The organism is Alloyangia pacifica (assembly GCF_020524285.1).
GTDB classification, from domain to species: Bacteria; Pseudomonadota; Alphaproteobacteria; order Rhodobacterales; family Rhodobacteraceae; genus Salipiger; species Salipiger pacificus_B.
In genome coordinates this window covers 1-26,783 of the sequence record NZ_JAIVKX010000028.1, presented here as the reverse complement: position 1 = coordinate 26,783, position 26,783 = coordinate 1, and the positions used below count along the sequence as shown (strand labels likewise).

At 65.4% G+C, this 26,783-nt stretch carries 19 protein-coding genes; 10 read left to right on the top strand and 9 right to left on the bottom strand.

Translation table 11 applies throughout. From position 1 onward, the window contains the following. The first annotated feature begins 979 nt into the window (after nucleotides 1-979). Entirely contained in the window at nucleotides 980-2,113 is a 1,134-nt protein-coding gene (locus LC039_RS26255; RefSeq protein WP_226629780.1) for a hypothetical protein, read from the top strand. 562 nt (nucleotides 2,114-2,675) lie between these two features. Here LC039_RS26255 and LC039_RS26250 read toward each other — a convergent pair. Next, a complete protein-coding gene (locus tag LC039_RS26250; protein WP_226629778.1) occupies nucleotides 2,676-2,954 on the bottom strand; it encodes a hypothetical protein in 279 nt (92 codons plus the stop codon). Nucleotides 2,955-3,160: 206 nt separating this feature from the next. After that, nucleotides 3,161-3,793, bottom strand: a complete 633-nt coding sequence (locus LC039_RS26245) for a recombinase family protein (protein WP_226629776.1) — start codon at nucleotides 3,791-3,793, stop codon at nucleotides 3,161-3,163. A gap of 300 nt (nucleotides 3,794-4,093) precedes the next feature. On the opposite strand from LC039_RS26245, the gene LC039_RS26240 reads away from it, so the two are divergent. After that, complete coding sequence (locus LC039_RS26240; RefSeq protein WP_226629783.1) at nucleotides 4,094-5,062, top strand: tyrosine-type recombinase/integrase; 969 nt, start codon at nucleotides 4,094-4,096, stop codon at nucleotides 5,060-5,062. Nucleotides 5,063-5,216: 154 nt separating this feature from the next. On the opposite strand, the gene LC039_RS26235 is transcribed toward LC039_RS26240, so the two are convergent. After that, nucleotides 5,217-5,651 carry a c-type cytochrome gene (locus LC039_RS26235; RefSeq protein ID WP_226629775.1) on the bottom strand — a complete coding sequence of 145 codons (435 nt, stop codon included), beginning with the start codon at nucleotides 5,649-5,651 and terminating at the stop codon, nucleotides 5,217-5,219. 1,012 nt (nucleotides 5,652-6,663) lie between these two features. Here LC039_RS26235 and LC039_RS26230 point away from each other — a divergent pair. Both LC039_RS26230 and LC039_RS27115 read left to right on the top strand, forming a co-directional pair. Then, on the top strand, nucleotides 6,664-7,659 hold the full coding sequence (locus LC039_RS26230; protein ID WP_226629781.1) for a YcjF family protein: 996 nt from the start codon (nucleotides 6,664-6,666) through the stop codon (nucleotides 7,657-7,659). Then, nucleotides 7,646-9,214 carry a GTPase family protein gene (locus LC039_RS27115; RefSeq protein ID WP_413463862.1) on the top strand — a complete coding sequence of 523 codons (1,569 nt, stop codon included), beginning with the start codon at nucleotides 7,646-7,648 and terminating at the stop codon, nucleotides 9,212-9,214. Before LC039_RS26230 ends, LC039_RS27115 begins: the two co-directional genes overlap by 14 nt. A gap of 476 nt (nucleotides 9,215-9,690) precedes the next feature. Here the strand turns inward: LC039_RS27115 and LC039_RS26220 are convergent, their stop codons facing one another. Continuing rightward, a complete protein-coding gene (locus tag LC039_RS26220) occupies nucleotides 9,691-9,876 on the bottom strand; it encodes a hypothetical protein (protein ID WP_226629773.1) in 186 nt (61 codons plus the stop codon). Nucleotides 9,877-10,537: 661 nt separating this feature from the next. Beyond that, entirely contained in the window at nucleotides 10,538-11,209 is a 672-nt protein-coding gene (locus LC039_RS26215) for a DUF6639 family protein (RefSeq protein ID WP_226629771.1), read from the bottom strand. A 468-nt stretch (nucleotides 11,210-11,677) separates the two neighbouring features. Between LC039_RS26215 and LC039_RS26210 the strand changes: the two genes are divergently transcribed. Both LC039_RS26210 and LC039_RS26205 read left to right on the top strand, forming a co-directional pair. Continuing rightward, on the top strand, nucleotides 11,678-12,673 hold the full coding sequence (locus tag LC039_RS26210; RefSeq protein WP_226629769.1) for an efflux RND transporter periplasmic adaptor subunit: 996 nt from the start codon (nucleotides 11,678-11,680) through the stop codon (nucleotides 12,671-12,673). Then, nucleotides 12,666-15,881, top strand: coding sequence for an efflux RND transporter permease subunit (locus tag LC039_RS26205; protein ID WP_226629767.1), 3,216 nt, complete (start codon nucleotides 12,666-12,668; stop codon nucleotides 15,879-15,881). Before LC039_RS26210 ends, LC039_RS26205 begins: the two co-directional genes overlap by 8 nt. 40 nt (nucleotides 15,882-15,921) lie before the next feature. Here LC039_RS26205 and LC039_RS26200 read toward each other — a convergent pair whose 3' ends face one another. Then, nucleotides 15,922-16,296, bottom strand: coding sequence for a group I truncated hemoglobin (locus LC039_RS26200; RefSeq protein WP_226629765.1), 375 nt, complete (start codon nucleotides 16,294-16,296; stop codon nucleotides 15,922-15,924). A gap of 127 nt (nucleotides 16,297-16,423) precedes the next feature. After that, nucleotides 16,424-17,869 (bottom strand): FAD-binding oxidoreductase, encoded by a 1,446-nt coding sequence (locus LC039_RS26195; RefSeq protein ID WP_226629763.1) that lies wholly within the window; start codon nucleotides 17,867-17,869, stop codon nucleotides 16,424-16,426. 207 nt (nucleotides 17,870-18,076) lie between these two features. Between LC039_RS26195 and LC039_RS26190 the strand changes: the two genes are divergently transcribed. After that, a complete protein-coding gene (locus LC039_RS26190; RefSeq protein ID WP_226629762.1) occupies nucleotides 18,077-18,763 on the top strand; it encodes a winged helix-turn-helix transcriptional regulator in 687 nt (228 codons plus the stop codon). Between the two features lie 222 nt (nucleotides 18,764-18,985). Then, entirely contained in the window at nucleotides 18,986-19,195 is a 210-nt protein-coding gene (locus LC039_RS26185; protein WP_226629760.1) for a hypothetical protein, read from the top strand. A 212-nt stretch (nucleotides 19,196-19,407) separates the two neighbouring features. Here LC039_RS26185 and LC039_RS26180 read toward each other — a convergent pair whose 3' ends face one another. Then, nucleotides 19,408-23,127, bottom strand: a complete 3,720-nt coding sequence (locus LC039_RS26180) for an FG-GAP-like repeat-containing protein (protein WP_226629758.1) — start codon at nucleotides 23,125-23,127, stop codon at nucleotides 19,408-19,410. Nucleotides 23,128-23,424: 297 nt separating this feature from the next. Here LC039_RS26180 and LC039_RS26175 point away from each other — a divergent pair, with 297 nt between their 5' ends. Further along, complete coding sequence (locus LC039_RS26175; protein WP_226629756.1) at nucleotides 23,425-23,706, top strand: hypothetical protein; 282 nt, start codon at nucleotides 23,425-23,427, stop codon at nucleotides 23,704-23,706. Here LC039_RS26175 and LC039_RS26170 read toward each other — a convergent pair. Next, nucleotides 23,691-25,118, bottom strand: a complete 1,428-nt coding sequence (locus LC039_RS26170) for a ferric reductase-like transmembrane domain-containing protein (protein ID WP_226629754.1) — start codon at nucleotides 25,116-25,118, stop codon at nucleotides 23,691-23,693. The two genes, LC039_RS26175 and LC039_RS26170, sit on opposite strands and share 16 nt — an antisense overlap. A gap of 326 nt (nucleotides 25,119-25,444) precedes the next feature. Between LC039_RS26170 and LC039_RS26165 the strand changes: the two genes are divergently transcribed. Beyond that, nucleotides 25,445-26,503, top strand: a complete 1,059-nt coding sequence (locus tag LC039_RS26165; protein ID WP_226629753.1) for an acyltransferase family protein — start codon at nucleotides 25,445-25,447, stop codon at nucleotides 26,501-26,503. Nucleotides 26,504-26,783: the final 280 nt, after the last annotated feature.

Genomic DNA, 26,783 nt, shown 5'->3' with positions numbered 1-26,783 from the left:
GCTTCAAGGCGATCTGTCATGCCGAGCGCCGCAGCTACGGCGACATGCTCGACGTCCTGGTCGATGTCTGGGACGGGAAGATCGAGCGCATGGTCTAGCACGCCCAGCGCGGGCACGCGGATGGAGCGCAACCACGTCGTGTTCCGCTCCATCAAAGGCCACAGAAGAGCCGCTCATGCGCATTGGGCGGCCACCAGGGAGAAGCGGACCCCGCGGGACTACCGCCCCACGCGGCGCTCGATGAGCGGCGTCTGCCAACCGGTTCGGGACTTTGCTGCTGGCAGGGAAGCCGCGAAAACCGCCCCGGCAAGGACACCACCTTGCCCGGGCGACTAGCATCGGACAATCAATATGATGAAATGTTTGCCGTCACCTTCAGCACCGGGAGAATTCCGATGATCTGTTCTGGAGGGTCCTCCGGCCAAAACGTCCACTCACGGACATCTCCTAGGCTGACCTCGCTCGATGCGTTTGTCGAGTTGAGTCGCGCGCCCACTATGTATTGCGACCTATTCTTTCGGATAGATGCCGCACAGCTCTCCGCTCGTGCCGAAGAAGCGAGAAGGCGACGCGGCTTAAGACGCTCGGGGAAAGCACCGCGTCGCCAACCTGCTCGAGCAGGCGCGGCACCGGGACTAACGAATGCCGCAACGTCAATTGCAATCCGGTCGCGCTAGGCGCAACCAGCACTTCACGATTCGGCAACGCGGTGTGGCACCTGCGCACAACCGAGGCCAGCGGAGTCGCTCACCACCGAAGCTCGGGCCCGACTACACGCAAATCATCCCCCTCAGAGCTCACAAATTCGCGTCACAGCCCGACGAAGCGCTTCGGCCTACCCTACCCCCACGCGGGCATCACGCAGCTCTACGCTCAATTTGTGAGGTCGAACAAACTTCTGAAAACATTATCGCTTTTCGGCCTTGCGACGCTGGCGGGTCGGACATAGGTCGCCCCCCGCGAATGAGCGAGGACCGGCGTGCATCACACCTTCAACATCCCGATCTCCGTGTCGTGGACGCGCCTCAAAGATGAAGCGGCCTTCCGGGATGCTTCACTGCGCTACACTATCACGGACGCCCCCGGCGGCCAGCCGGTGACCCGCGGCAGGCTGCTCGCTGCGCCCGACATTGACCTGAGCCACTACACCTTCAAAGCCGGGATCGACTGGCTCGCGGTGCGGGTCTCGTTTCCAAGCGAAAGGAGTTGGCGGGAAGTCAGGGCAACTATCAACCCGGTGGTTAAAGAGCCCGGCAAAGGTGGCGTGTTCGTCTACGGCCCAGACTGGGAAGAGAACTACACCGGCGAGGAGTTCATCATCCGGATGAACGATCCGACGCGAGACCGCGTCAACCGCATGTGGCTCGCGCTGTGGTCAAAGGTCCGCCCTCCCCACAAACTCGTGCCACAACACCGCGTGGTGGCGCTCGAGGTCTTCGTCGATATCTTCCCAAAAAAGAGAAATGGCGACACAGATAGGGATTTATGGGCCCGGCGCGCCATGATGTCCGACTTGCTGCGCAAGCATGTGATCTTCGACAGGAGTTGGCTCAAGGACGAAGCCTTCGGGGAAAAGGATGACTGGCCGCGGTTCGTCGCGAGCTACGAGAAGTCGAACACAGAGAAGCCACTGACGAAAACACAGCACTTGATCCGCGCCCGCCAAGGTCCGCCGCCCGCTCTCAGCAAGAGAATGGACGAGCTTTGTTGGTGGGCGCGAGACGCAAAGCACCACATCGAGGTTCCGTTGAATGCCACCATGTATTTCGGGGGCGAGCACCGGCCACTGATGATCCGGCTGCAAGACAAGGTGCAGGACCTGAGAAAGGTAGAGACTGCCATAGACCTGAAACCGGAGCAGCGGCGTTCACGGATCGAGGTCCAGATGAAGAACACGCCGGAACTGAACATCTTGGGCGGGGAGGGCATCGAGACCATCGACGATCTGCGTACGTATAAGTTCAAGAGACTTCGCAAAGCCATCTTTGCCTTCCAGATGCCGACGCTTGAAAAGACTGCGGAAGGCGGTCCGACGGAGGCGGAGGTCGAGATCATGAAGCTAACCGGCTCTCTGGGCCTACCTCCACCAACGAGGCAGTTGGGACTACGCTGAGATCACCGGTAGCGCCACGTGCCAAGAAGACGGCCCAGGCCGCCTAGCCCGCAAAGGATATGGAACCAGGTTCACGTCGTTGAACAAGAAGGTTGTCCTCGCGTTGAACAAGCTGACCTGGTGACAGCGAGGACGCTTGGCGGCGCCGTGTCGCGCCGCCCGCGTTTTCTGGGAGCCTTCATGCAGAAGATCATGAGAACAGGAGGTGTAGAGCTACGAGGAGGACTGCTGGACGACGTGAACTGGGATGGAGATTACCAGTCAATAAGGACTGACTGACATTCGAGCGGCACGTCGAAAGCCCCAAGGCGGCGCGGACCCTTGCTAGAAAGGCGTTCCAGCGTGACGACCAAGGACACCCGCCTTGTTGGAGCAACCGCGGAAACGAGACAAAAAGTTGCAGACTGCGTCACCGAACTCGGTCTCACTCACCGGTCGCCACGACAAGGTTCCTCTGCGGTGCGGGCGAAAAATAAGAAGACACGGCCCCTGCATGATCGTGCCCTTGCACTCACATTATGACAAAGTCAGACTTGCACATTTGCAGGATATCAGCGCCACCTCATTCACTCGGCGTCCCCGGGAAGGGCACTACGTTGTCGCTGCGCATGAACGCGATGGCGCCTTCGCTCTCGATCGCTTCGAGGGCGGCGTTGCGGGCCTCCTTGTCGGACTTGAACTGATCGTCCCAGACGTGGCTCGTCCCCTCATAGTCGACGACCTCGAGCGCCCAGAAGTCGTCGGCTTCCAGACGGTAGATTTCTATGTCGAAGCGGAAACCGTCGATCACGACGGACTGGCTCTTGCCCGACGTCACGAGGCTCGGCTCTTCATCTTCCATCGCGGTCTCCTTCGGGCTGCTGCTGCTCGGCTTCCACTTTGCTCGCGCGGCCCGCCCGGTCAAGCTCTTGGCGACGATCGAGCGGCGATCTTGCGAACATCCGCGCTCCGCGCAAACAGGCATCTCGCCAGAGCATTCTGAGGTGCGCGTAGGTGCGCACCGACTGCTGACCTTACCCCGCGATAGCTCGGACGATGGGACGACGCTCAGGCGTCGTTCTGTGAAGCCTCAGCCTGTTCGACCGCTTCCTTCAGCCGCTTCAGCGCCCGCGACACAGTGTCTGCCCGCCAGAGTGACCCGCGCGTGGTGCGCAGCCCATCGGCATTGGCCTGCTCCGCAATCCGCGCCAACGTCGCCTTCTCGCCGCTGGCCACCATCCTGTCGCGCACCTCGCCCAATTGCCTGGCCACTTTCAGCGCGGCATCGTGGCGGGCTAGAGCCGACGCCTCGGTCGCAGCGAATGTCTGCTCAGCCAGATCGACAGACGAGCGCTTTCGCTTTGAAGAAACGAGGACGAACTTGGGGTCTAACTGCCCGCTGAACAAGAGCTCCGTGTGTGCCTGCGACAAATCAGATAGGACCTTCATGTTCTGCCGTACACCGCGAATGCTCGAAGCGTATGGCAGCAACTCGCGGTGTAGGGCTTTCCGCAGACCAGAGCTTTCACATGCACGAAAGAGTCGCCCTATGTCGTCGAGCAGCACCGAGCCTCCTGCCTGTAGGTGCTTCTGAAGCGCGGGCAATGACCCCAGACCCCGCACGTTCCGGCAATAGTCGTGGAGGAAAGGCAACTCACCCGAGCCGCCAGCCATTTCAAAGGCGCGCTCGAGGTTGAGCACCTGCTGTCGGATCGCAGGGTGCTCCCGATGGAGCTTTCGACGACCGTGGGTCGCCAAGACGTATGCTCTAAGGTCTGCCATTGCGTCTACGTATCAACTACGCAGACAACTGCAATCATGACATCGCGCATCACCCCGTACAGCAGCACCCGGACTTTCTGTCCGGATGTGTCCGGGAACCATGCTGGCGGCGACAGCGAGAAAAAAATCTTGTTGGCAAGCGTCTGTGATTGATTACTTTTTCGAGATCGTCGTGGGCTCCCACCCGACGGACGCGCCCACCCAGGGTATAATGTAGTCATCGCAAAGAAGAAGAGGCCGACATGCCCCGCCCCCAAGACCGTCGCCGATGCCTGCCAAAGCTGGCTCAAGACCTGCGAGCGCAACGAGCTCGAACGCTCTACGCTCAAAGCTTACCGCAGCCACGCCCGGGTCCACACTGAACCGAAGATCAGTAGTCTTCTGCTCACCGAACTCACCCGCAGCCAGGTCCGCGACTTCATGAACGAACTCCTTGACGACGGCGTCTCCAAGTCCGTCGTGCGCAAGGTGATGGTCAGCTTGCGCGCCGCGCTCTCCGAGGCCGTCGAGCGAGAATGGATCGAGCACAACGTCGCCTCCGACGTGAAGATGCGCCGCCATCGCCGCACCGAGCAGGACGAGCGGATCATCCCGACCAAAGACGAGATCAAGCTGATCATCGACAACGCGCCGGCGTCGCATCGCGTCATGTTCATCACCGCCATCTTCACCGGCATGCGCATCTCGGAGTTGCGCGGTCTGACCTGGGACAACATCGATCTCGATCGCGGCCTCGTGCAAGTTCGTCAGCGCGCCGATGAGCACTGCGTCCTCGGAAAACCGAAGAGCCGCGCTGGCTACCGCGACATCCCGATGGCCCCTAGCGTGAAGGAAGCTCTCGAGCAGTGGCAGGGCCAGGTTCCCGAGACCGCCCAGCGTCTCGTCTTCCCGAACGGCGCGGGCAAGATCCAGAACTACGCCAACATCTACAACCGCGTGTTCAAGCCGATGTTGGTGGCGAACGATATCGTCAACGACGCGGGCGAGCCGAAGTTCGGGTTGCATGCTCTGCGCCACGCCGCGGCCTCGCTGTTCATCGAGCAGGGCTGGAACCCGAAGAAGTTTCAGACGCTGCTCGGGCACGCCTCAATCAACATGACGATGGACGTCTACGGTCACCTCTTCGAAAACGCCGAGGAAGATGTGTCGATGTTCGAAAAGCTCGAGAGCGATCTAATGGCGGCATAGGAGAAGCCGATATGGCATCGACCATCTTCGCGGCGGCGCGTCCAGGATAGTCGGTTGACGTCCTCAATGTTTTGAGAGGAAATCCGCCGTGAAGACGGGTTTCCCGATTTGCGCTATGCGGCCCGAAGGCGCCGTTACGAAATACGCATAGACGTCATTCGGCTTGGATCGTTGAAAGGTATTCGATCAGAGCAAGGATACGGGTGCGGACGTAAGCTTCGGTCTCTTCGGGCCCGAAATCGTAGTCCTCGTCCGACTCGTTAACACGCGCACGATACCGCTGCCCCCACACCGGCATATCGCGAGCACCGTGCACTGTAACATCCTCGCTCCCTTCAATAACGCCGTAGACTTTCTGCACCGGGAAGACCCCGCCGTTGTTTTTCTGAAGCATCGTCAAGGACGGTAAGCTCTGTGTGGCTAGGTATTGGACAATAGCACCATCGCCCTCCCCCTTTGCGCCATGACAGGCCGAACAGCTATTGAGATACTCGAACTCGCCAAGCGTCATTCCCGCCGCATGAGCCGAGGCCGAAATAGCTAACAAACCCGCCGTCGCCGCGACCGCCACCAAAGAAGCTCTAGACATCGTTCCTCCTCCTCCTTCTCGTAAGCTGAGTCTTCAAAATACCGTAGGTAGCGCTCACAGGATTGAGATACGTCAAGACCTCGGCTGCTGGCAGCAAGATTTCGCTCCGGCTTGTTCATCGCCGCCGGAAGCAAAACACTTACGCTTCGTGTTATTCTTTTCGGTGTTCGTTGCAGCTTCGGCTCCGCCAGACCGTGGAGCGCGATGTCTTTTGCCCTATCCGCCTTTTACCCGAGCTTGAGACGGACACGTTGCACGCCACACGCATCGACCTGCAGGACGGATTGAAAATCCTCGTGTCGGTGGTTCGATTCCGCCCCCGGGCACCACTTCCCCAAGTGGACATAGCTATTTCAAGAACTTGAGCGGCAATTTTGCCCCGCCGCCGAAGCTTGCCTTGGAAAGTGGAACAGTTTCACCCTCGCCTTGTTCTGCACTCATCTTCCGAAGCGAGCTTTCTAGCGGGCAGCGCGGGTGCAACGCGTGACCTCTTTCACCGCTTGATGACCAGCGATCGCCCTGACCCCGAATTTGGTACATCCCTCGGCCCTGCGCCTGCCCCGGCGACGCGGTAGGCGTGACATGTCTCTGGCAAAGACTGCTACTGACCGAATGCACCCGCAGCGGGCGCGGACCATGTACAGGGCGCTGCGGGATACTTGGGCTGGTCGAGGCTCCCGGCGCTGCGTCCGAAACATCGGGTCGTCACGGCCTCCACGAGCCCTAAACTGAAACTTCGAGAGGTTGACCCACGCAAAGGCATCGGCGCGTCGCGGGCTTCGAAACACCGGCGAGCCGCCGGCCTTTGCGTTGACCCTGTGCCGCAGCAGGGGTCGCACCACAGCGAAGGTCTGAAGGGTCATATTGAATTGCGCGGCTTTTTGGCAGAACGTTCTGCCAGAGCGGACGAGGCAAGCCGCGGATCGGAAACAAGATGCTGAACAGGATATTCAGAGGCTCCAAGCGTCCGCCAACCGCCGGGAAAGGCGAAATCGAGCTGCCTGTGATCTGGATGCTTGGCAAGACCGGCGCGGGAAAATCCTCGCTGGTCTGCGCGCTCACGGGACAGTCCGATGCCGCGATCGGAAACGGGTTCCAGCCCTGCACGCGCTCGGCGCGCAGCTACGACTTCCCCCCCGAACAGCCCCTCGTGCGCTTTCTCGACACCCGCGGCCTAGGCGAGGCCGGCTATGAGCCGGCCGAGGACCTCGAGGCCTGCCGCGACCGCAGCCACGTCCTGCTGGTCGTCTGCCGGCTCGACGATCCCGTCCAGGGCATGGTCGCCGATGCGCTGTCGGATATCGCCCGCGCGGACGGGCGCATGCGTGCCATCCTCGTGCTCACCGGCAAGGACCTGGTGACCGACCCGGAGGCCCGCGAGCGCGCGGAGCGCACCATCGCCGCCCGGATGACCCGGGCCGCCGGACACGAGCTTCCCGCGGTCAGCCTGTCTCTGGCACCGAGTGAGGACACCGATGTCGAGGGGCTGGACGCCCTGCGCCAGCACCTGCTCGAGGCGCTGCCGGCGGCGGGCCTGCTGCTGGAGAAATCCCGCAGCTCGGATGCCGAACAGGTCGAGTTCGAAAAGCACAAACGCTGCGTGCTGTCCTATGCCGGGGTGGCGCTCACCAGCGATCTCGCGCCAGTTGTCGGCATGGTCGCGGTGCCCGCCACGCAGCTCAAGATGCTGCACGAGCTGGGCCTGCGCTACGGGGTGAAATGGGACCGCAAGATCGGCGCCGCCTTTCTCAGCACCATGGGGCTCAGCGTCGGCGCGCGCTATGCGACGAATTTCGGCCTGCGCGAGCTGGCCAAGCTGATCCCGGTCTACGGCCAGACCGCGGGCGCCGCCACCGCGGGGGCGATCAGCTTCGCCACCACCTACGCCATCGGCCGGGCCGCCGCCTATTACCTCTACCGCAGCTCGCAGGGCAGCCCACCGAGCGAGGAGGAGCTGCGCCGGGTCTACCAGCGCGCCTTCAGGAGGTCCTCGGATGAAGCTGACTGAGCGCCTCCGACCGGCGCTGCTGCGCTGGGACCGGCTGCTGGCGGTGGCGGCGCTCGCCCTGCCCTTCGTCGCGGCGATGCTCGCCGGCTTCGCCTGGATGATCGAGCACGGCTGGCTCATCGAATTCATCGTCGGCTCGATCTCGCTCGGCGGGCTGGTCGCGCTGATCCGGCTGGTGCGGCTCTGGATGCGCGGCCGCGAGGCCGGGCCCGCGCCCCGGCCGGACCAGTTGCACGCCCGGGTCGACCCGGCCTGGGGCGAGCGCGAGATCGGTGCCTTCGAGGCCGCACAGACCTTCATCGAGGAGAAGACAACCAGTGCCCTGCCCTGGGCCGAGCTGCAGCCGATCGCGCAGGAGGTGGTGCAGCGGGTCGCGGCCGCCTCGGGCAAGGGCGACAAGGGGGTGCTCGACTTCACCGTTCCGGAGGCGCTGCTGCTCATCGACCGCGTCGCCGTGCGCCTGCGTGCGGACATCCGCGACAAGGTGCCCTTCTCCGACAGCATCTCGGTGGGCACCCTGCTCTGGCTCTGGCAGCGCCGCGACGTGGCCTGGAAGGTCAAGACGCATGGCTGGAACGCCTGGCGGGTGATCCGCGCGGTCAAATCCCTGCCCACCGCCGTGCTGCGCGAGATCGAGGGGGTCATCGCCGAGGGCCATTCGTCCTTCGTGACCAGCGAGGGCACGGCCATCCTGCAGGCGCTGCTGCTCGAGGAGGTCGCGGCGGCGGCGGTCGAGCTCTACTCCGGGCGGTTGCGCTTTTCCGATTCCGAACTTCTCGATCTCGGCCTCGCCTCCAGCGAGCTCGACCGGGCCCGGCTTGCGGCGAGTGACATGCCGCTGCGCATCGCCGTCGCAGGCCAGATCAGCGCCGGCAAGTCGAGCCTCGTCAACGCGCTGCTCGGGGCAGATCTCGCCGAGGTCGACACCATCCCGACAACCGACACGCCGAGGACCTACCCCACCGACTTCGACGGGGTCGAGGCGATGCTGCTCGACATGCCGGGGCTCGACGGCTCGCCCCGGCTGGCCCGGACGGTCGCCGAGGAGTTGGCGCGCGCAGATCTCGTCATCTGGACCATCCGCGCCAACCGCCCCGCGCGCGAGATCGACCGCGCGACCATCGCAATGCTTCGCGAGATCATCACGGGCGACCCTCGTCGCCGCATGCCGCCAGTGGTGGTGGCGGTCTCCTGCATCGATGAGTTGCTGCCCGACTGGCCCTTTCCCGAAGGCCATCTCACCGCAGAGGCGATGGAGCGCGTCACCGAGGTCGTCCTGGCGGTGCAGCAGGACATCGCCGACCCACGCGCCACCGCCAACACGATCCCGGTGGTCCTGACCGAGCCCGACTGGAACGTGGATCGCCTGCGCGCCCGCATCGACAGCCTCATTGGCGCGGCGCTCGACACGCAGCGAAACCGGCTGAGGATCGAGGCCAAGACGACCGGCGTGCTGCAAGAGGCCAGCCGCGCCGGACGCGGCCTGCGCGGCGCGCTCACGGCCATCGGACGGAAGTACACGCATGGCAACGAAGCGGAGGACGGCGAGACCTAGACCTCCATTCGATCTCCGCCGCACCCCCGCGCCCTCTCGGAGATCACCCGCAAGATCATGGTTCAAGCCACGCTGCGTGGACGGCGCGCGGATGGGCGAATGGGTGACAAAGACAGATCTCAATGATGAAGCCCGGCGAGATGAACCAGGAACGGCGCAAGAGCCTGCCACCAGGAGCGCCAGACCGAGGCATGCTTGCGCGCACCTGAGACCGCCGGGAAGGCCTTCGCAATGAGCGGTCCGAGTGTCAGCGCGCGAGGCACCGCCAGACGAAGACGCTTCGGCGGGACAATCAGATTGATTGGGTGCAGGGCAGACCCGACGCTTCTGTGCCGGCCAGTCCAGGTCCTGCAGGTCGCCCAAGACCTCGGGGCGTCTCACACAATGCGATCGCCCGACGTCGAAGCACGAACCCCGTGTCAGCGGCAGCGCAAAAAGCAGCGGCCGTTCGGCGGGATGGTCCTGCTGCGGGTGAGCTACACGGTGGATATGACCAGCGCCACAATGGCGACCGCCAGGACGGGCAGCGCAAGCAGCAGAGGCAGCGGGAAGTGGTTGATCATCGGCGTCGGCTGATAGCAGTTGCCGCATTCGTCGACGCCCAGGCGCATCTTGTGACCACAGGAGCGGCAATGGAAAAAACGACGGCTCTGAATACTCATGACGACATACTCAACACAAAATTAAGAATAAGGAATCAATAAGGCAGTTGCAGCCTAACGCTAAGGCTCAACGTGCGAGTGTGTAAAGAGAGCTTTCATGATCAATGCGTTGTGGTTCAGTTGAGCCACACCTCGCTGCGCATGAGAGCGGGTCGCCGCACCCGGAACGCGCGCCTCGCGCGCGCAATAGTTGAACACCTGCACCGCCGACCGAAACGCAAACTCCGGCAACCCAAGGCATTGTGCGGCGCACGAAACCAGACCCTGCGTGCCGCCTTGCTGCCCTCAGCCGCAGGTAGGACGTCCTGCGTCCCGGCACGTACGGCCCCAAGCGTGCTGACGATCACGGTGTCGAGCGCAACAAGACGACGAGGTGCGACAGCACCTAGGCGACCACGGCTCGCCGCATCGCTCACGCCGGCCAAGGCAAGACCCAACACCAGCGCGCCGCGGAGGTGGACCTCGGGCGACGGCACGTGATCTCGACGATGACGAGCGGCGAGATGCGCGCCCCGATCAACTACATGCTCTGGCACGCCCAGCGCGAGCGCGCGGATGGAGCGGGGCCTCGTCGCATCCATCCTGACAGAGCCCGCGGATGAGCCGCCAAGAGGCCCCTTTTCACCGATCCACACGGCCACCGCGGACGACCCTACATGCACTACGGACGCTCCCGGTCGAAGGTGAAATCTCCTTCGGCGACATGGCGCAGGTACGCGCAGGGCTCCTCTCGCTGATTCAGATGCGCCCATGCACGCGCCGCGAAAGCATCTGGCTTGAAGAACAGGATGGATGTGTTGAGTTCAGCGTGGGACACTGTGCGCTCCATGTCGATCGACGCCATGAGCGCGCTCCGGTCCTCGGCGGAAAGGGCCATGATCTGGCTGTTGTAGGCAAGGTATTCGCTGGTCGCGAGGCATATGCCCGCCGGACAAGGCAATGCATCATGCGCGGCATGCGCCAATTCGTGCACCACGATGCTGTCGAAGAAACGGTCGGTGGGCACCGCTCCGAACAGGCCGTCCTGCCCGCGCTGCGCCTCGAGCCGCGCGGGCGCAAGCACCTCGATCAGATCCGCGCCGCAGTGATACAGCCCAACGCAGCCCTCGCCCAGGCCATCCTCGACAACGCGTATCGTGACCATGCGCGTCACAGGCAGACCGCATTGTGCCAGCCCTGGCACGGCCCGCGTGGCCACCCTGCACACCCGCTCGGCAACAGCCGCATCGCCGCCGAGGACCGTCACCGGCGCCCCCTCGCACAGGAGCCCTGCCCCGACACTCGGCGCCGGCAGCGACAGAAAAGCCAGGAACAGACCGCATCTGACGAACATGTCATGATCTTAGCAAACCGCATTCGCAGGTCGAGCGTCCGTAGGCGCTGGCGGACTATCGGCGACAGGCGACGCGGCTCAAGACGCTCGGGTAAATCACCGCGTCGCCACCTGCTCGAGCAGGCGCGGCACCGGGACTAGTCAATGCCGCAACGTCAAGTGCAATCCGGTCGCGCCGAGCGCAACCGGCGCTCTGCGATTTGCCGCCGCGGTGTGGCACCAGTGCATGACCCCGGACAGCCGGGCAGCTCGCCGGGCCCGACACCGACCTGCTCGCCGGGATGACCATGACGGGCCGACTGCACCGAAGGCGCCGTTCTGGTGCTCCGCCCTGCGCTGCTGCGATCCGCCGCGCGACAGCCATCTTGACGGGAGCGGGCAGTTCTTCATGCTTCGAAATGAAGATCTTACTGGCACTCCTTTAAATTCCATTTATAGAATATGAAAAGTTACTCATGAGGGACTGACATGCGACCCACCGCCCTGTCGTTACTCCTGCTCTGGGCAGCCAGCCGCGCGCTGGCCGAGCCCTGGTCCGTGACCAGCGAGCAGATCACCGAATGGAAACCGGTGTACGGCGAAGTCGAAACCCGAAACGAACTGCCCGCCCGCGCCCGCATCGCCGGCACGCTGGTCGAACTTTCGATCACCGAGGGCGACCGCGTCGAGGCGGGGCAGCTCGTCGGGACCGTCGAGGACGAGAAGCTCTCGGTTCAGATCGACGCGCTCGATGCCCAGGCCGAGGCGCTGCGCGCGCAGCTCACCAACGCCCAGGCCGATCTTGACCGCGGCCAGACCCTGCAGCGCAGCGGCACGATTTCGGCGCAGCGGCTCGACGCGCTGCAGACCTCGGTAGATGTGCTGACCAACCAGGTCACCGCGACCGAAGCGCAGCGCCGGGTTGTCCAGCGGCAGATCGAGGAAGGCGGCGTCACCGCCCCCGAGGCAGGCATCGTGCTCTCGGTGCCGGTCTCGCGCGGATCCTTCGTGGCGCAGGGCGAGACCGTCGCGGTCATCGGCAGCGGCGGCGCCTTTCTGCGCCTGTCGATCCCCGAGCGCTTCGCGCAGACCCTGGCCGAGGGCGACCGGATCGAGATGGCGCGTGGCCCCGGCGCGGCAAGCCCCACCGAGACAGGCACCATCGCCGGCACCATCGCCAAGCTCTACCCGCAGATCGAGGGCGGACGCCTGCAAGCGGATGTCGAGGTCGAGGGGCTGGAAGAGCGCTACGTCGGCCTGCGCCTGCCGGTGCGCCTGCCGGTTGGCACGCAGGAGGCGGTGCTCGTGCCCGAGGTTGCGCTCAGCCGCGGCGGCGGGCTCGACATGGTAACCGTCGAGACCCCCGAGGGGCCGGTGCAGCGCATCGTCGTGCCGGGCCGGGAAGTGACCCGCGAGGGTGCCGCATGGCGCGAAATCCTGACCGGGCTCGAACCCGGCGAGACGGTCATGGTGCCCGATGAGTGATCGTGACACCGGGCCCAGCGGGGCCCTGGGACTGGCCGGGCACCTCACCCGCGCGTTCCTGAACTCGCCGCTCACCCCGCTCTTCCTGATCGCCTCGCTGGCGGTCGGACTCATCGCCCTCGCCGCCCTGCCGCGCGAGGAGGAGCCGCAGATCTCGGTGCCGCTGGTCGACATCCACGTGCAGGCCAACGGGCTGCGCGCCGCGGACGCGGTCAAGCTGGTGACCGAGCCGCTCGAGACCATCGTCAAGGGCATCGACGAGGTCGAACACGTCTATTCCGAGACCCGCGACGACGCGGTGATGGTCACCGCGCGCTTCGACGTCGGCGTCTCCTCGGACACCGCGATCCTGCGCGTGCGCGACCGCATCCTTGCCAACCTCGACCGCATCCCGGTGGGCATCCCCGAGCCGCTGATCGTCGGCCGCGGCATCAATGACGTGGCCATCGTGGCGCTCACCTTCTCGCCCGCCGAGGGCCAGACCGGCGTCACCCCCGCCGACCTGACCCGCGTGGCGCGCGAGGTCGAGGCGCGGCTCGCCGCCATCGAGGACGTCGGCCTCACCTATGTCATCGGCGGCACCGAGCCGCAGCTTCGGGTGAACCCCGATCCGGCGCGGCTGGCGCTCTACGGGATCACCCTGCAGCAGCTCTGGGGCAAGATCGAGGGCGCCAACACCTCGCTGCCGCTCGGCACCCTGCGTGAGAGCGGCAGGCAGATCGGGCTGGTGGTGGGCGAGACGCTGACCACCGCCGAGGAGATCGGCAACCTCGAGCTGACCGCCCGCGACGGGCGCACCGTCTACCTGCGCGACGTGGCCGAGGTGACCCTCGAGACCGACACCGGCTCGGAGTACGTCAGCACCGTCAGCCACGGACCCGAGAGCCCCGAGAACCGCCCTGCCGTGACGCTGGCACTGGCCAAGCGCGCCGGGGCCAATGCGGTGGTGGTGGCAGAGGAAATCCTGCACCGGGTCGAGGCGATGGAGGGCAATATCATCCCCTCCTCCATCGAGGTCGAGATCACCCGTGACTACGGCGAGACCGCCGACGAGAAGGCCAACGAGTTGCTCTTCCACCTCGGATTGGCGACCATCTCCATCGTCATCCTCGTGCTCTTCGCCATCGGCTGGCGCGAGGCCATCGTGGTCGCCATCGTGATCCCGGTGACCATCCTGCTGACGCTCTTCGCCGCCTGGATCATGGGCTACACGCTGAACCGCGTGTCGCTGTTTGCGCTGATCTTCTCGATCGGCATCCTCGTCGATGACGCCATCGTGGTAATCGAGAACATCGCCCGCCACTGGGCGATGAAGCGCGAGGGCCAGAGCCGCTTCGGCGCCACCGTCGCGGCGGTGGCCGAGGTCGGCAACCCGACCATCGTGGCGACGCTGACGGTGGTGGTGGCGCTGCTGCCCATGCTTTTCGTTTCGGGCCTCATGGGCCCCTACATGAGCCCCATTCCCGCCAATGCCTCGGCGGCGATGATCTTCTCGTTCTTCGTCGCCGTCATCATCACGCCGTGGCTGATGCTGAAGATCGCCGGCCGCGCCCCGCTGCACCACGGCGCCGAGCACGGCACGGCGGGCGGCGCGCTCGGCCGCGTTTATGCCGGCATCGCCCGGCCACTGCTGGCGCGCAAATCCGTATCGGCGCTCTTCCTGCTGGTGGTCGCGGTGCTCTCCTTCGGCTCGCTCGCCGCGCTCTACACCCGTGACGTGACCGTCAAGCTGCTGCCCTTCGACAACAAGTCCGAGCTTTCGGTGGTCATCGACCTGCCCGAGGGCAGCGCGTTGGAGAGCACCGCCGCAGTGGCGCAGCAGGTGGCCCGCGTGGCGCTCTCGCTGCCCGAGGCGATCTCGGCCCAGACCCATGCGGGCACCGCCTCGGCCTTCAACTTCAACGGGCTGGTGCGCCACTACTACCTGCGGCAGCTGCCCGAGATGGGCGACGTGCAGATCAACCTCGCGCCCAAAGGCGAGCGAGACCGCACCAGCCACGAGATCGCGCTCGACCTGCGCGAAAAGCTGACCGCGCTCGACCTGCCCGAGGGCACGGTGCTGAAAACCGTCGAGCCACCCCCCGGCCCGCCGGTGATCTCGACGCTCATGGCCGAGGTCTACGGCCCCGACGCCGAGACCCGCCGGATGGTCGCCGAGCGCGTCCGCGCCGCTTTCGACGAAATTCCGTACGTGGTCGACGTTGACGACAATTACGGCGTACAGGCCCCACGCCGCCGAGTGGTGCTCGACCCCTCCGCGCTGGATTTCTACAAGGTGCAGGAAGCGGACGCGCTCGACACGCTCTCGCTGCTCTACGGGACCGGCACCGTGGGCTACTCGCATCGCGGCGGCGAGCGGCGGCCCATCCCCATCGTGCTGTCGCGCGACCGGTCGGACCGGGTGATGGATGCCACCGCGCTGTCGACCCCTGTGCCCGCCGACGCCCTGCCCGGCGGGCGCGGCGTGGTAGAACTGGGCGACGTGGTCACCGTACAGGACGAGCTCACCTCCTTCCCGATCTTCCGCCACAACGGCATCGAGACGATCATGGTGATGGGCGAGATGGCGGGCGCGTTTGAGTCGCCGCTCTACGGCATGCTCGCCTCGGCGGATATCTTGGACGGTCTCGACTGGCCCGAGGGGCAAAAGCCCAGCATCGCGATGCACGGCCAGCCGCAGGACATCTCCGCCCCGAGCATCCTGTGGGACGGCGAATGGGAGGTCACATGGGTCACTTTCCGCGACATGGGCGCGGCCTTCGCAGTGGCGCTGCTGGGGATCTACATTCTCGTTGTGGCGCAGTTCGGCAGCTTCCGCCTGCCGCTGGTGATCCTGACACCGGTGCCGCTGACCTTCCTCGGCATCATGTTCGGGCACTGGCTGTTCGGGGCGCCCTTCTCGGCGCCTTCGATGATCGGCTTCATCGCGCTGGCGGGGATCATCGTGCGCAACTCGATCCTGCTGGTGGATTTCATCCGCCATGCGAACCCCGAGAAACCGCTCGACGTGGAGACGCTGATCGAGGCCGGGGCGACGCGCTTCAAGCCGATCCTGCTGACCGCTCTGGCGGCAATGATCGGCGCGGCGGTGATCCTGATGGACCCGATCTTCCAGGGGCTGGCGATCTCGCTGCTCTTCGGCCTGCTGACCTCGACCGCGCTGACGGTGCTGGTGATCCCGGCCATCTACCGGCTGGCCAAGACCTGAGGCGGGCCTGACGCGCGCGGTCGCGCCGAGCCTGCGCGCGTCACTGCCGCATGATCTCGGGCCGCAGGGAAAACGAGATCATCAGCACGTCCTTGCGGGCCTGTTCGTCGATGTCATGAGCCTCGAGCGTGGTCATGATGTCCTCCATGGCCGCGAGGTATTCACCCGCACTGATGTTCATGCCGCGGTGGGCCTCGACCATGCTGCGGCCAGTGTAGGTCTCCGGTCCACCACTGCCAGCTCCGAAGAAGTCGCACAAATGCGCCTTTGCCGTCTCGAGCCGGTCCGGCATCTCGAGATAGGGCAGGAACCGCGCCTGGATCACCGGGTTCTTCATGTGCGCCTCGATGACGTCATCCACCAGCGCCGCGATACCGGGCTTGCCCCCAAGCCGGTCGTAGAGTGTGCGTTCCATTTGATCCTCCTGTCGTCGTCACGTCTTTTGGCGAGTTCTCGCCAAGGCTTTGCGTCCCGGAGCAAGACCGTTCGCGGAACCATAGGTGGTAAGCAGGCACGCCGCGGGGCGCGCCTGCCTGGGGCGGTCACTGCGCAGCTTCGGTCACGGTCTGCGGCTGGATGTTGTGATTGACCCGGAAGAGGTTCGCCGGATCGTAGCGTGCCTTGATCTCCCTCAGCCGATCGAGATTGCCCCCATAAGCCTCTGCCAGGCGTTCGGGTTCGTCCTCGGGCATGAAGTTCACGTAGACGCTGGGGGCCGCATCCGCCGCCGTCGCCTCGAAGAGACCGCGGGCCCAGGATATGCAGGCCGCGTCATTGGCCGGATCGTCCCACCGCGTGTGCACGTTCATGGTGAAGTGGCTGTCGCGCTGCGGAAACGCCGTCGCGCCCGAAGCGACCCGGGCCATGGCGCCGCCGACGTGGGCGATGAACACCTCGCATTGCGGGTCGGGCAGGTGACCGACCGCCTCGAGAATGGCGCCGATCGTGCCATCACCGAGAGCAAGGAAGTCTCGGCTCTTCCAGTAGTTGCGCGCGCCCGGCGTGAGCAGCGGATCGAAGGCCGCCTGCCATCCGGTGAACGGGTGCGGGCCGATCACGTCGGCGATGGGTGAGCCGAGCGCCCGCAGGTCGCGCATCGCAGCCTCGCCCTCGGCCATGTCACCGGCGTAGCAAGCGGCAAAGATCAGCACTTCGCGGCCATGCCACTCCTCGGGCAGGAAGGGCAGCGGCGGCGCCTTGCGCAGCACCGACCAGATCGTCAGCTCGTCCGGAGCCGCATCGCAAAGCTCGCGGAACTTCGGCAACAGCTCGGCGGCCTCGGACAGCGGATGTACGATCAGGCCCGACAGCACCTCGGGGCCGACGGGGTGCAGGCGAAACTCGAAAGACGCCACCACCCCGAAATTGCCGCCGCCGCCGCGGATCGCCCAGAACAGGTCGGGGTTCTCGGTCTCCGAGACCTTCAGCACGCTGCCATCCGCAGTGACCACCTCGGCCGACAGCAGGTTGTCGATGGTCATGCCGTACTTCCGGGTGATCCAGCCGAAGCCGCCGCCCAGAGTCAGGCCGGAAATGCCGGTGGTCGAATTCACCCCGACCGGAACCGCAAGTCCATGTTCCTGCGTCGCGCCGTCGACATCGCCGAGGGTCGCGCCGGGCTCGACGCGCGCGGTGCGGGCCTCCGGGCCAACCTGCACCGAGCGCATCTGCGACAGGTCCAGCATCAGCGACCCCTCTTCGACCGCGAGCCCGGCGATCTGGTGGCCGCCCGCACGCACCGACATGCGCAGGCCGTGATCCCGGGCGAAATTCACCGCCGCGCGGATGTCCTCGGTTCCCATCGCCCGGATCACCAGCGCGGGCTTGCGGTCGACCATGCCGTTCCAGATTTCCCGCGCCTCGGTGTAGCCATCGTCTCCTTCGGCCAGCGTCGCGCCGCGCAGCCCTGCGTCGAGCCCGGCCCGGTCCGCATCGCTGACGGCATGTCTGGCGCCATCCAGACCGTTCACATCAATTCCGTTGGTCATGATCTCCTCCACTTTTTCGGGGCAGAGACCGGGACCGGCCGTGCCCGCGTGTCGAACCGTCGTGGTCCGCGGTTCTTGGGCAAAGAGGATGAGGCTGAGACGAATCTGAAACCAGTGACGGATCTGGACCGGCCGGTCCAGGTTCTGGACTGGATACAGAAAGCTGAATGTAAGCTATACTCCTCCGCGCAAACGAGGAGCCCGCAGATGTCCAATGCCAGCTACTTCCAGTTCTGCCCCGTCGCCATGGCCGCCGAAATCCTCTGCACACGCTGGACGATGGTTCTCGTCCGCGAGCTTGTTGCCGGCTCGACGCGGTTCAACGACCTCAGGCGCGGCGTGCCGCGCATGTCCCGTTCGCTGCTGGCGCAGCGTCTGCGCGAGCTCGAAGCCGCGGGGATCGTCGAACGGCGGCCGGTGCCCGGCTCGCAGAACGTCGACTACCTGCTCACGCCGGCCGGCAAGGATCTCATGTCGATCGTCGAGGCCTTTGGAATCTGGGGCCAGAAATGGGTGAGGTCGGAGCCCTCGTTGGAGCGGCTCGATGTCTCCTTGCTGATGTGGGACATGCGCCGCAATCTCGATCCGAGCCCCCTGCCCCCGCGGCGCGTCGTCCTGAACTTCCGCTTCCCAGAGCTCCCTCCGTCGAAACGCTCCTGGTGGCTGATTGTCGAGGAGAACGGCGCGGTCGATCTCTGCCTTGCGGATCCCGGGTTCGAGGTCGACCTCTTCGTCACCACGGATCTGCGGACCATGACCGAGATCTGGATGGGGCTCGCGACCTGCAAGTCGGCGACAAAGCTCGAGATGGACGGCAATCGCGAGGTCGCCGAGACGATGCAGAAATGGCTCGGCCTGAGCCCCTTCGCCGCGCAGAAGAAGCTCGTGAGCTAAGGCCGGCCTCCGGAGAGGGCCGACGCGCTTCGCCACCCTCCGGATGCAAGCGCGCAGGCGACCATCACGGCGCCCAAACCGCATCGCCTCTTAGCCAGTTCTGCCGAATTCCTCATCAGCCATGGAGGCGAATTCACGTGCTGGCCCGATCAGACTGCGCAGCATGTTTTCTGCCCGGAATGAACTTGCTATCTTTCCTCCCCTATTGGAGGAGAATTTGTGTTGAGTAACATTCCACACGGCCTGACCGGGCCGCAGTTTTTCTTGCTTCGCAAGTTGAGCATCAATGCTGTCAAATCTTTCAACTCGGGCGACGCCAGCGCGCTGATCGAAAAGGGGCTCGCCCATCTCGGCGCGAACGGCGACCTGATCCTCATGGACCAAACGCGTCCTTCCACCCCCGCAGCGCTGCGTCAAACGATGACCCCTTGAGGCCAGGGCAGTGATCTGCCCCGTGCGACTGCTTCGCCCGGCCATGGGGCGACTGCCCAGTCGACGCGGGCCGGAACCGAGGCTTCCGGCCTCTAGGCCACATCGGCATGTCCCGCGCGACGTCGGCGGGACATGCATACCGAGATTGTCCGGCCAGTATTCTGCATCAGAGTACGGCAGACGAGACAGCGCCGGCACGGGACCCAGCCTGGCTAGAGGCCGATCCCGTCGTCGAAATATCCAACCTCGTCGCCACCGCTGATGAAGGATACCTCACCTGCCAGGATCGCCCCGGCGTTGCTGAATGCCGCCTCACCGTCGTTGCGCAGGAGCACGAGCTCTCCGTCCTGCCACATGAGCAGATCGAGGCTCCCATCAAGGTCGTAGTCCGCCTGCGCAAGGACATTGCCCGTGATCGCCGGATCGAAAGACGAAAGGGCGAAGCCGGTCCCTCCGGCGACCTCGACGATGTCAAAGACCCGTAGGCCCGGCGCATGCTCCGCATCATCGCCAACGACACCTGCGCTGATGACCTCGATGGCCGGATCGCCATCGAACTGCCCGGCTTCGATGGTGCCGATCAGCCCGTCGGGATCGCCGGCGAATGCCGGCCCCACGCCAGTTTGCTGCGCACCTGTCCCGTCGTTCATGTAGGTGTAGATGCCGCGGCTTTCGCCGCTCGCGATGTGGATGATGTCCTTGTCACCATCCCCGTCGAGGTCGAGCACCTGACCGTCGCCGATCCCGCCTTCGCTGGAGATGCCGGAGCCGGCGAGGTTCAGGCCACCCGCCCCGTCATTCACGAAGACCTTCAGCGCATTGTAGTCGCTGCCGGTGAAGACCACCGCATCAAGGTCCGCGTTCCCGTCGAGATCCGCCAGCATCGCATCGCTGCGCTGCTCCCCCAGATCATAGGGCGTCGCGGCCTGCAGGGCGAAGCCCCCTGCGCCATCGTTTTCAAAGACCATCATCTGCATCGCGGCGATACTGTTCGCCATGACATCAATGTCCCCGTCGCCATCGACATCGCCCAGATCGACCGGATTGAGCAACTCGTAGAGCGATGCCGGGCCGCTGAGGTAGACCGGCGAGACATCAAAACTCACCCGGGTCGTCGACACCTGCGGTGCCCCGAAGTGTCCGCTGCCATCGTTCTCGTAGATGCTGGCGATCAGGTCGAACTCGAAGTCGTCCACACCGGTGTCGGGCAGATAGGGCGGCGCGACCAGCACGTGCAGGAAGTCAGTGTCGCCGTCGCCATCAAGGTCGGCGGTGAGCAGCGTGCCATCGCCGCGCAGGATCCCGGTCGCCTGCTCCGAGAACCGGCCGGTGCCGTCGTTGAGCGCGAGGATCACTTCGTCCCCCCGCAGGAACCAGAGGTCCGGGCTTGGCCCCGTGGCGGGCGCCGAGGGGGTGAACTCGAGGAAATCGGTCCTGAGCGGTTCGCCCCCGCTGGGCGTGCCGATCAACTCGATCCTGTCCCCGGGCGCCAGGTCCAGCCCCTCGATTGCATGGCGCGCGGCGCTCGCCCCGGTGACGATGCGGTCGCCCTCTTCGCCATCCCAAAGCCAGTCTGCCACCTGCGCGCCGTTCACAAGAACCTGCATGCGGCTCACGCCGTCGGTCTCGTCGAAATAGCCGACCTCGAGATCGTAGCGCCCACTGGTGCCCGTGAAATAATGGACGGCGCGCTGGATGTTGAGCCCGCACGCCTGCAGGTAGGCCCCTTCGGAGGCCCAGGGGTTCGTGACGATCTCGAAACCCTTGATGATTTCAAGCGTCTCCGCTTCCACGCGAAACGGCGCGCCCTCTGGCGGCACGTCCCCGATGTCGAGGAAATCGACGCGAAGCGGCTCGACACCGTCGGCGGTACCGGCAAGGGTCAGCACGTCGCCGGGCGCGAGGTCCACGCGCGGAAGGACACGGCGCATCAGCGCATCCCCGGTCACGATGGCCCCGGCTGGGTCCGCGTCCCAGACCCACGCGTCGAGGATCTCACCGTTCAGCTCGAGCCTGAACGTGCTCGCACCGTCGCTTTCGTCGAAATAGCCGACCGTCAGGCTGTACGTACCCGCGACACCGGCAAAGCTGCCCGAGGCGCGGGCCTCGCCGGTGCCCGTGGCCTGCAGGTAGACCCTGTCGGACGCCCAGACGTTGCGCCAGGGGGTGAAGCCGGCTTCGAAGGACAGCGCCTCGGCCTCGGTCCGGCCGGTGGCGATCGCGGCAAATCTCGGTTCCGGCGTGCTGTACTCGACCACGTAGCCGAAGGAGGAATTGGGATTGGGCGGCACCCCGGCGTCGGCCCATGTGCCGGTGGGATAGAGCGCATGGGCCAGCAGGTAGTCCTCGTCACCGGCGTTGTTCGGCTCGTAGCCGCCCCAGTCGGAATAGCCGATCGCACCGAAGGCCCTGGTCCAGAAGACCTGCCCTGCTTCCGGCCCACCGGCCCAGCTCCACACGCCCTCGTTCGTCACATCCGAGCCGCCGGCCCAGACGTTGGGCGGTGTCATCGACAGCACGAAGGCGTTCTCTGCCGCCGAGGTGATCGTGGCAAGGTAGCCCGGCAGGCCAAGATGGCTACGGCTTTCGGCCTCCGCGCGGGCCTCGGCCCAGGTCAGCGGCCCCTCGACGAATTCGTACCAGTGGCCGTTGCCGCCCTCGGCCACGGACCACTGGACGGGCCCGCCGAGCACGCGCTCCTCGAAACGGGCAATGAAGAGATCACGTTCGCCGTTGGTGTCGTCTGGTACGAGGTTGGTGGCGTGGCTGGTGAAAAGCACGCCGGACCCATCCGGAACGAATTTCGGCCAGTAGCTCTGCGCGTCGCCAATGTCGCCCGAGATATTGGCCGACAGCACGATGACGGAGCCGGAGACGAGGTCCTTCACGAACACGTCCCGCGCGCCGTTGTCATCGCGCACCGCAAGGCTCGAGGTATCGCTGTAGAAGGCGATCTTCGTGCCGTCCGGCGAGAACACCCCGCCATAGCTGTCGCCGGTCCACTGGTTGCCGTTACTGTCCGTGGACACCAGCGTGATCTCTCCCGTCGTCAGGTCCTTGATGAACAGGTCCTGGGAGCCGTTCCCGTCGCCGGCGACGAAATTCGTCGCGCGGCTGGCAAACAGCAGCTTTGTCCCGTCAGGCGAATAGCTGGCTTCCGAGCTGTCGCCGTTGCCCTCCGTCCCGTCCGCGCCGACCGACAGGCGCAGCACGTCACCGGTGGTCAAATCCTTGGCAAAGATGTCGCGCGCGCCGTTGGTGTCTCCTGCAACGAGGTTGTCCGCCGCGCTCGAGAAAGCGAAGCGCGATCCATCCGGTGAGAACCCGTCTCCGACGCTGTAGTTGTTCGCCGCCTCGCCCGCGGCATTGGTCGACAGCATGCGGATGTCCCCGCTCGCGATATCCTTGAGAAAGACCGCGTCGCCCACCATCGCGAGGCCCGGAACCAGATTTGTCGCATAGCTGGTGAAGGCGATCTGACGCCCGTCCGGCGAGAAGGTGGCGTAGAAGCTCGAGTCGTTCCCCGGCTCGCCCTCGGCGCTCGCGGAAACCAGCTTGTCCTCCCCGGTCAGCAGGTCCTTGAAGAAGACCGTCTCCGCCGCCTCCATCTCGCCGTCGATCGTGAACCGATGGGTCGTGGTATAGGCCACCCGCGTTCCGTCGGCGGAAATCGCCGGCTCCCAGCCGCCTTCCTCGGGCAGCGCGATTGCGGGATCGAGCGTGAGACGCTCGATCGCACCGCTGGCCATGTCCTTGAGATAGATGTCGGCATAGGGGTTCAGGTCTTCGGGGACGAACCGCGCACTGCTCTGCATCAGAAGTTTCGCGCCGTCCGCGCTGAACACCCCGCGCATCGTGGCGCCGTCGGCCTGTGTGCCATCGCTGTTCGTGGAAACCCGCTCAACCGATACGACCTGCAATTGCGTCGACATGACCCGGCCCTCCCATGGTCTGCGTGATCCGCTTCGATCTCTCCGCCTGGTCTTGGTTCGGAACCCCCGCATGAGACCACGCGCGCGCGCCGGTCCCGTTGACCTCGGTCAAGGCCGCGAAAGGAAATTCAGCCCCGCACCGCCGGAACTCACGCCCAACCCCGACAGGGACGCAATGCATCCTGTCGGGGCAACGCGCTATCCGACGCGCCGCAGCCTGCAGAAATGCCCTCCCGAGCTTGCCGCCTCCGGAACCGCGCGGCATGATGACCGGCAACCGGCGGGAGGAGGCGTTTCATGCAACCAGTCGTTTTGTGGCGTGGCATCCTTGCGGCTGGCCTCTTGGCGCTCGCCCCGGTCCAGCCAAGCGCAGCCGAGCCCGATGCCGGCGCAGCGGCCTGGGCCGCCAACTGCGCCAAGTGTCATCGCACCCCGTCGCGCATCCTCTACGCGGTCCCCGATACGACGGATGCCGGCGCCAGCGCGCGGCTCGACCGGTTCCTCGCCCAGCACCACGCCACCGACGAGGCGGAGCGCGCCGCGATCATCGCCTGGCTGCAGGCTCAGGCTAGCCAGTAGACCATCACCACCGCCAGCACCCCGCCCCAGAGCGCCGCAAAGCCGGCCAGGGTCCGGCGATCCTTGGCCGATGAGCCGCCCGCCGCGTAGCTGAAACGCTCGTAGCTGATGTTCTGCATCGGCACTCCGAGGTCCAGCGCCGTGTCCGCCACGAAGGTCATCATCGGCCCGGGGCCGCAGGTCATCACCTCGCAGGAGGCCGGATCAAGGCCCTCGAGCGCCCGCTCCAGATGGCCGTGCGTGAGCGGCCCGCGCTGCACCGCATCGCTTTCCGCCGCGTCCGAGATCAGCACTGGAGTGATGCCAAGCCGGTTGCAGGCCGGCTGGTACAGCTCGGGCGGGACCATCGCCGCGGTGCTCCGCGCGGCATAGAGGAACCGCACAGGGCGGCCACTGTCCGTCTGAGCGAGATGCCCGAGGATCGACAGGATCGGGGCGATGCCCACACCTCCGGCGACAAGGATCAGCGGCCCGTCTCCGCGCGGAACGAAGCTGCCGTGCGGCGCGTCGATCGACACCCGCATGCCGGGCGTCAACTGACCGGCCGTCCGGGTGAAATCCCCAGCCTCCTGAACCAGAAAGCGCAGCGCACGCCCACCCGGCGCAGAGGCGATCGAGAACGGGTGATCGTGGAGCGGCAAGCGCTTGCGACCGACGGCGATCCAGGCGAACTGCCCGGGCGCGAAGTCCAGCCCCTGCCCCTCCGGCGGCGAGACCTCGAGCAACCACAGATGCTCCGCCGCGGGGCGCACCGAGTCGAGCCGCCAGCACCGCGCGGCCGGCCGGATAAGCCGCCCGGCGTAGACCGAGAGCGCCGGCAGGGTGACGGCGAGCGCAAGCGCAACCCAGAGCCCTGCCGCGACCGGACCGCCGCTGCCGTCCTCCACCGCGTGCCAGACCACCAGCAGCACCAGCGCGACAGCTCCCAGCGCATGCCCCGCCCGCCAGGTCTGGTAGCGCATGGCGAGCCGGTCGCGCAGCAGCGCGAGGACCACAAGCGCCGCCAACAGGAGGAGCGCAAGGCGGGCGTCCCATAAGCCGGGCCCGGAGAGCACGAACTCGATGCGCCGGGCAAGTCGGCCCGGACGCTCGGGGTCCGGCAGCCCGATCACCGCGAGGACATGGAGGACGGCCAGCAGCAGCGCCACCGGCGCCGCCCACTTGTGAAAGGCCATGGTGATGTCGATGCCAATCCGCCCCGAGATCGCCTCGAAGCGGCCGCTGGTGATCATCTGCAGCAGGATCATGACCGCCGCCGCGACACCCGCTCCTGTGGCAAGCCGCATCGCGCCCTGCCAATGCCCGGTCCCGGAAAGGATCGCGGGCAACATCGGCGCCGCGACCAGCGCGAGGTAAAACAGCGCAAGCACAAGCGGCGGCAGACCCCGCCGCTTCGGCGGTCTGGATGGCATGGCGACACCTCCTCGATCGCGTCAACTCTACGGGCCCGGGCCCCGCGCACCTTGACACGGATCACGAAACTCGGGGGTGGCGGCGTCATTGACCGATTATTTCGCCACGAGCTTACCGTTCACAGGCCGCACGCGCAGTGAACCAAGCGCCAAGCGGCAATCGGTGAAAATTTCGACCTAAAGCCGGGTTTGGCGACGTCAGGCATGTTTCGCGCGCCGCACGCCTCGTTGGTTAACTCCATGTTCATCTCTCCCGCCAAATCTCGGTGCCGATGGTCGCGCCCTGGCACATTTAGGCCGGCCGCATCGTGGAAGTGGAAGGCGGGATGACGTATCGGGACACGGGGCGGGACAATAACTTCAACCTGCTGCGCATGCTGGCGGCCACCGGCGTGCTGGTCTCGCATGCCTACCCGATCAGCCTGGGCCCGCAGGCGAGCGAGCCGCTCTCCCTCTCTCTGAAGGGCCTGTCTCTGGGCTCGCTATGCGTGATGATCTTCTTTGCCATCTCGGGTTTCTTCATCGCCCGCAGCTTCGATCGGACATCCTCGCTGCGCCGCTTTCTACGCGCCCGCGCGCTGCGTCTCTTTCCCGGACTCTTCGTCGCCCTGTTCCTCACGGTGCTCGTCGGAGCCAGCCTGACAACCGCCGGATCCAGCGCCTATTGGGCGCAGGTCCCGAGCTACCTTCTGCGCAATGCGACGCTGTTCTTTCCAAGATATGACCTGCCGGGTGTCTTCGCGGACACGCCTTTCGGCCCCGCGATCAACGGCTCTCTCTGGACGCTGAGCTACGAGGTGCTGTGCTACTCGGGCGTCGTCCTGTGCGGCCTGCTCGGCCTTTTGTCGCGCCCGCGGCTTTTCCTGCTCTGGGCTGGCGGTTTCGCCCTGCTCTATGGCGTGACCATAGTCGGCGATCTGCACATCCGGATCGAAAAACTGGTCACCCTGGCCCTGCCCTTCACGACGGGCATGGCGCTCTGGGTCTGGCGCGACCAGATTGCGCTGTCGCCGCGACTTGCCGCGCTCGGTGGCGCGGTGGCGGCGGCGAGCTGGCCCACGCCGATTTTCCTGCCGGTCTTCACCATTGCGCTGAGCTATGCGGTCTTCGTTATCGGCCAGACCCGGCTGCCCTGGGCGCTGGCGTACAACCGTCTCGGAGACTACTCCTACGGAACCTATATCTACGCCTTCCCGATCCAGCAGCTTCTGGTCGCATCGGGTGTAAGCCTGCCGCTTTGGAACATGACGCTCGCCCTGCCCATGACACTCCTCTGCGCGGTTCTCTCCTGGCACCTGATCGAGGCACCCGCGCTGCGTTGGAAATCCCCCGGGCGATACCGCGGCACCGAAATTGCGCCACGACGGTCCGCATTGCGCAGCTGACCGCCCTGCCCCGGCGGGATGGCACGACGGGTTGCGCCAACGCTGGAGATCTCACGACCGCATGGGGCCTGCACAGAGCGAACGAAAGAACCCGGATTGCTCAGGGGGCAGATCAGGGCCAATGCAAAGATCATGTTGCCGCCCGAGGCTGCCACTTCACCGCACAGCTCCGGCTGACCGGCCCACTCTTTGCGCCGCAAAAGCAAAAAGCGCCCGTTGGGGCGCTTGCATGTGGTGTTTTGTAGATTTGGTTGCGGGAGCAGGATTTGAACCTGCGACC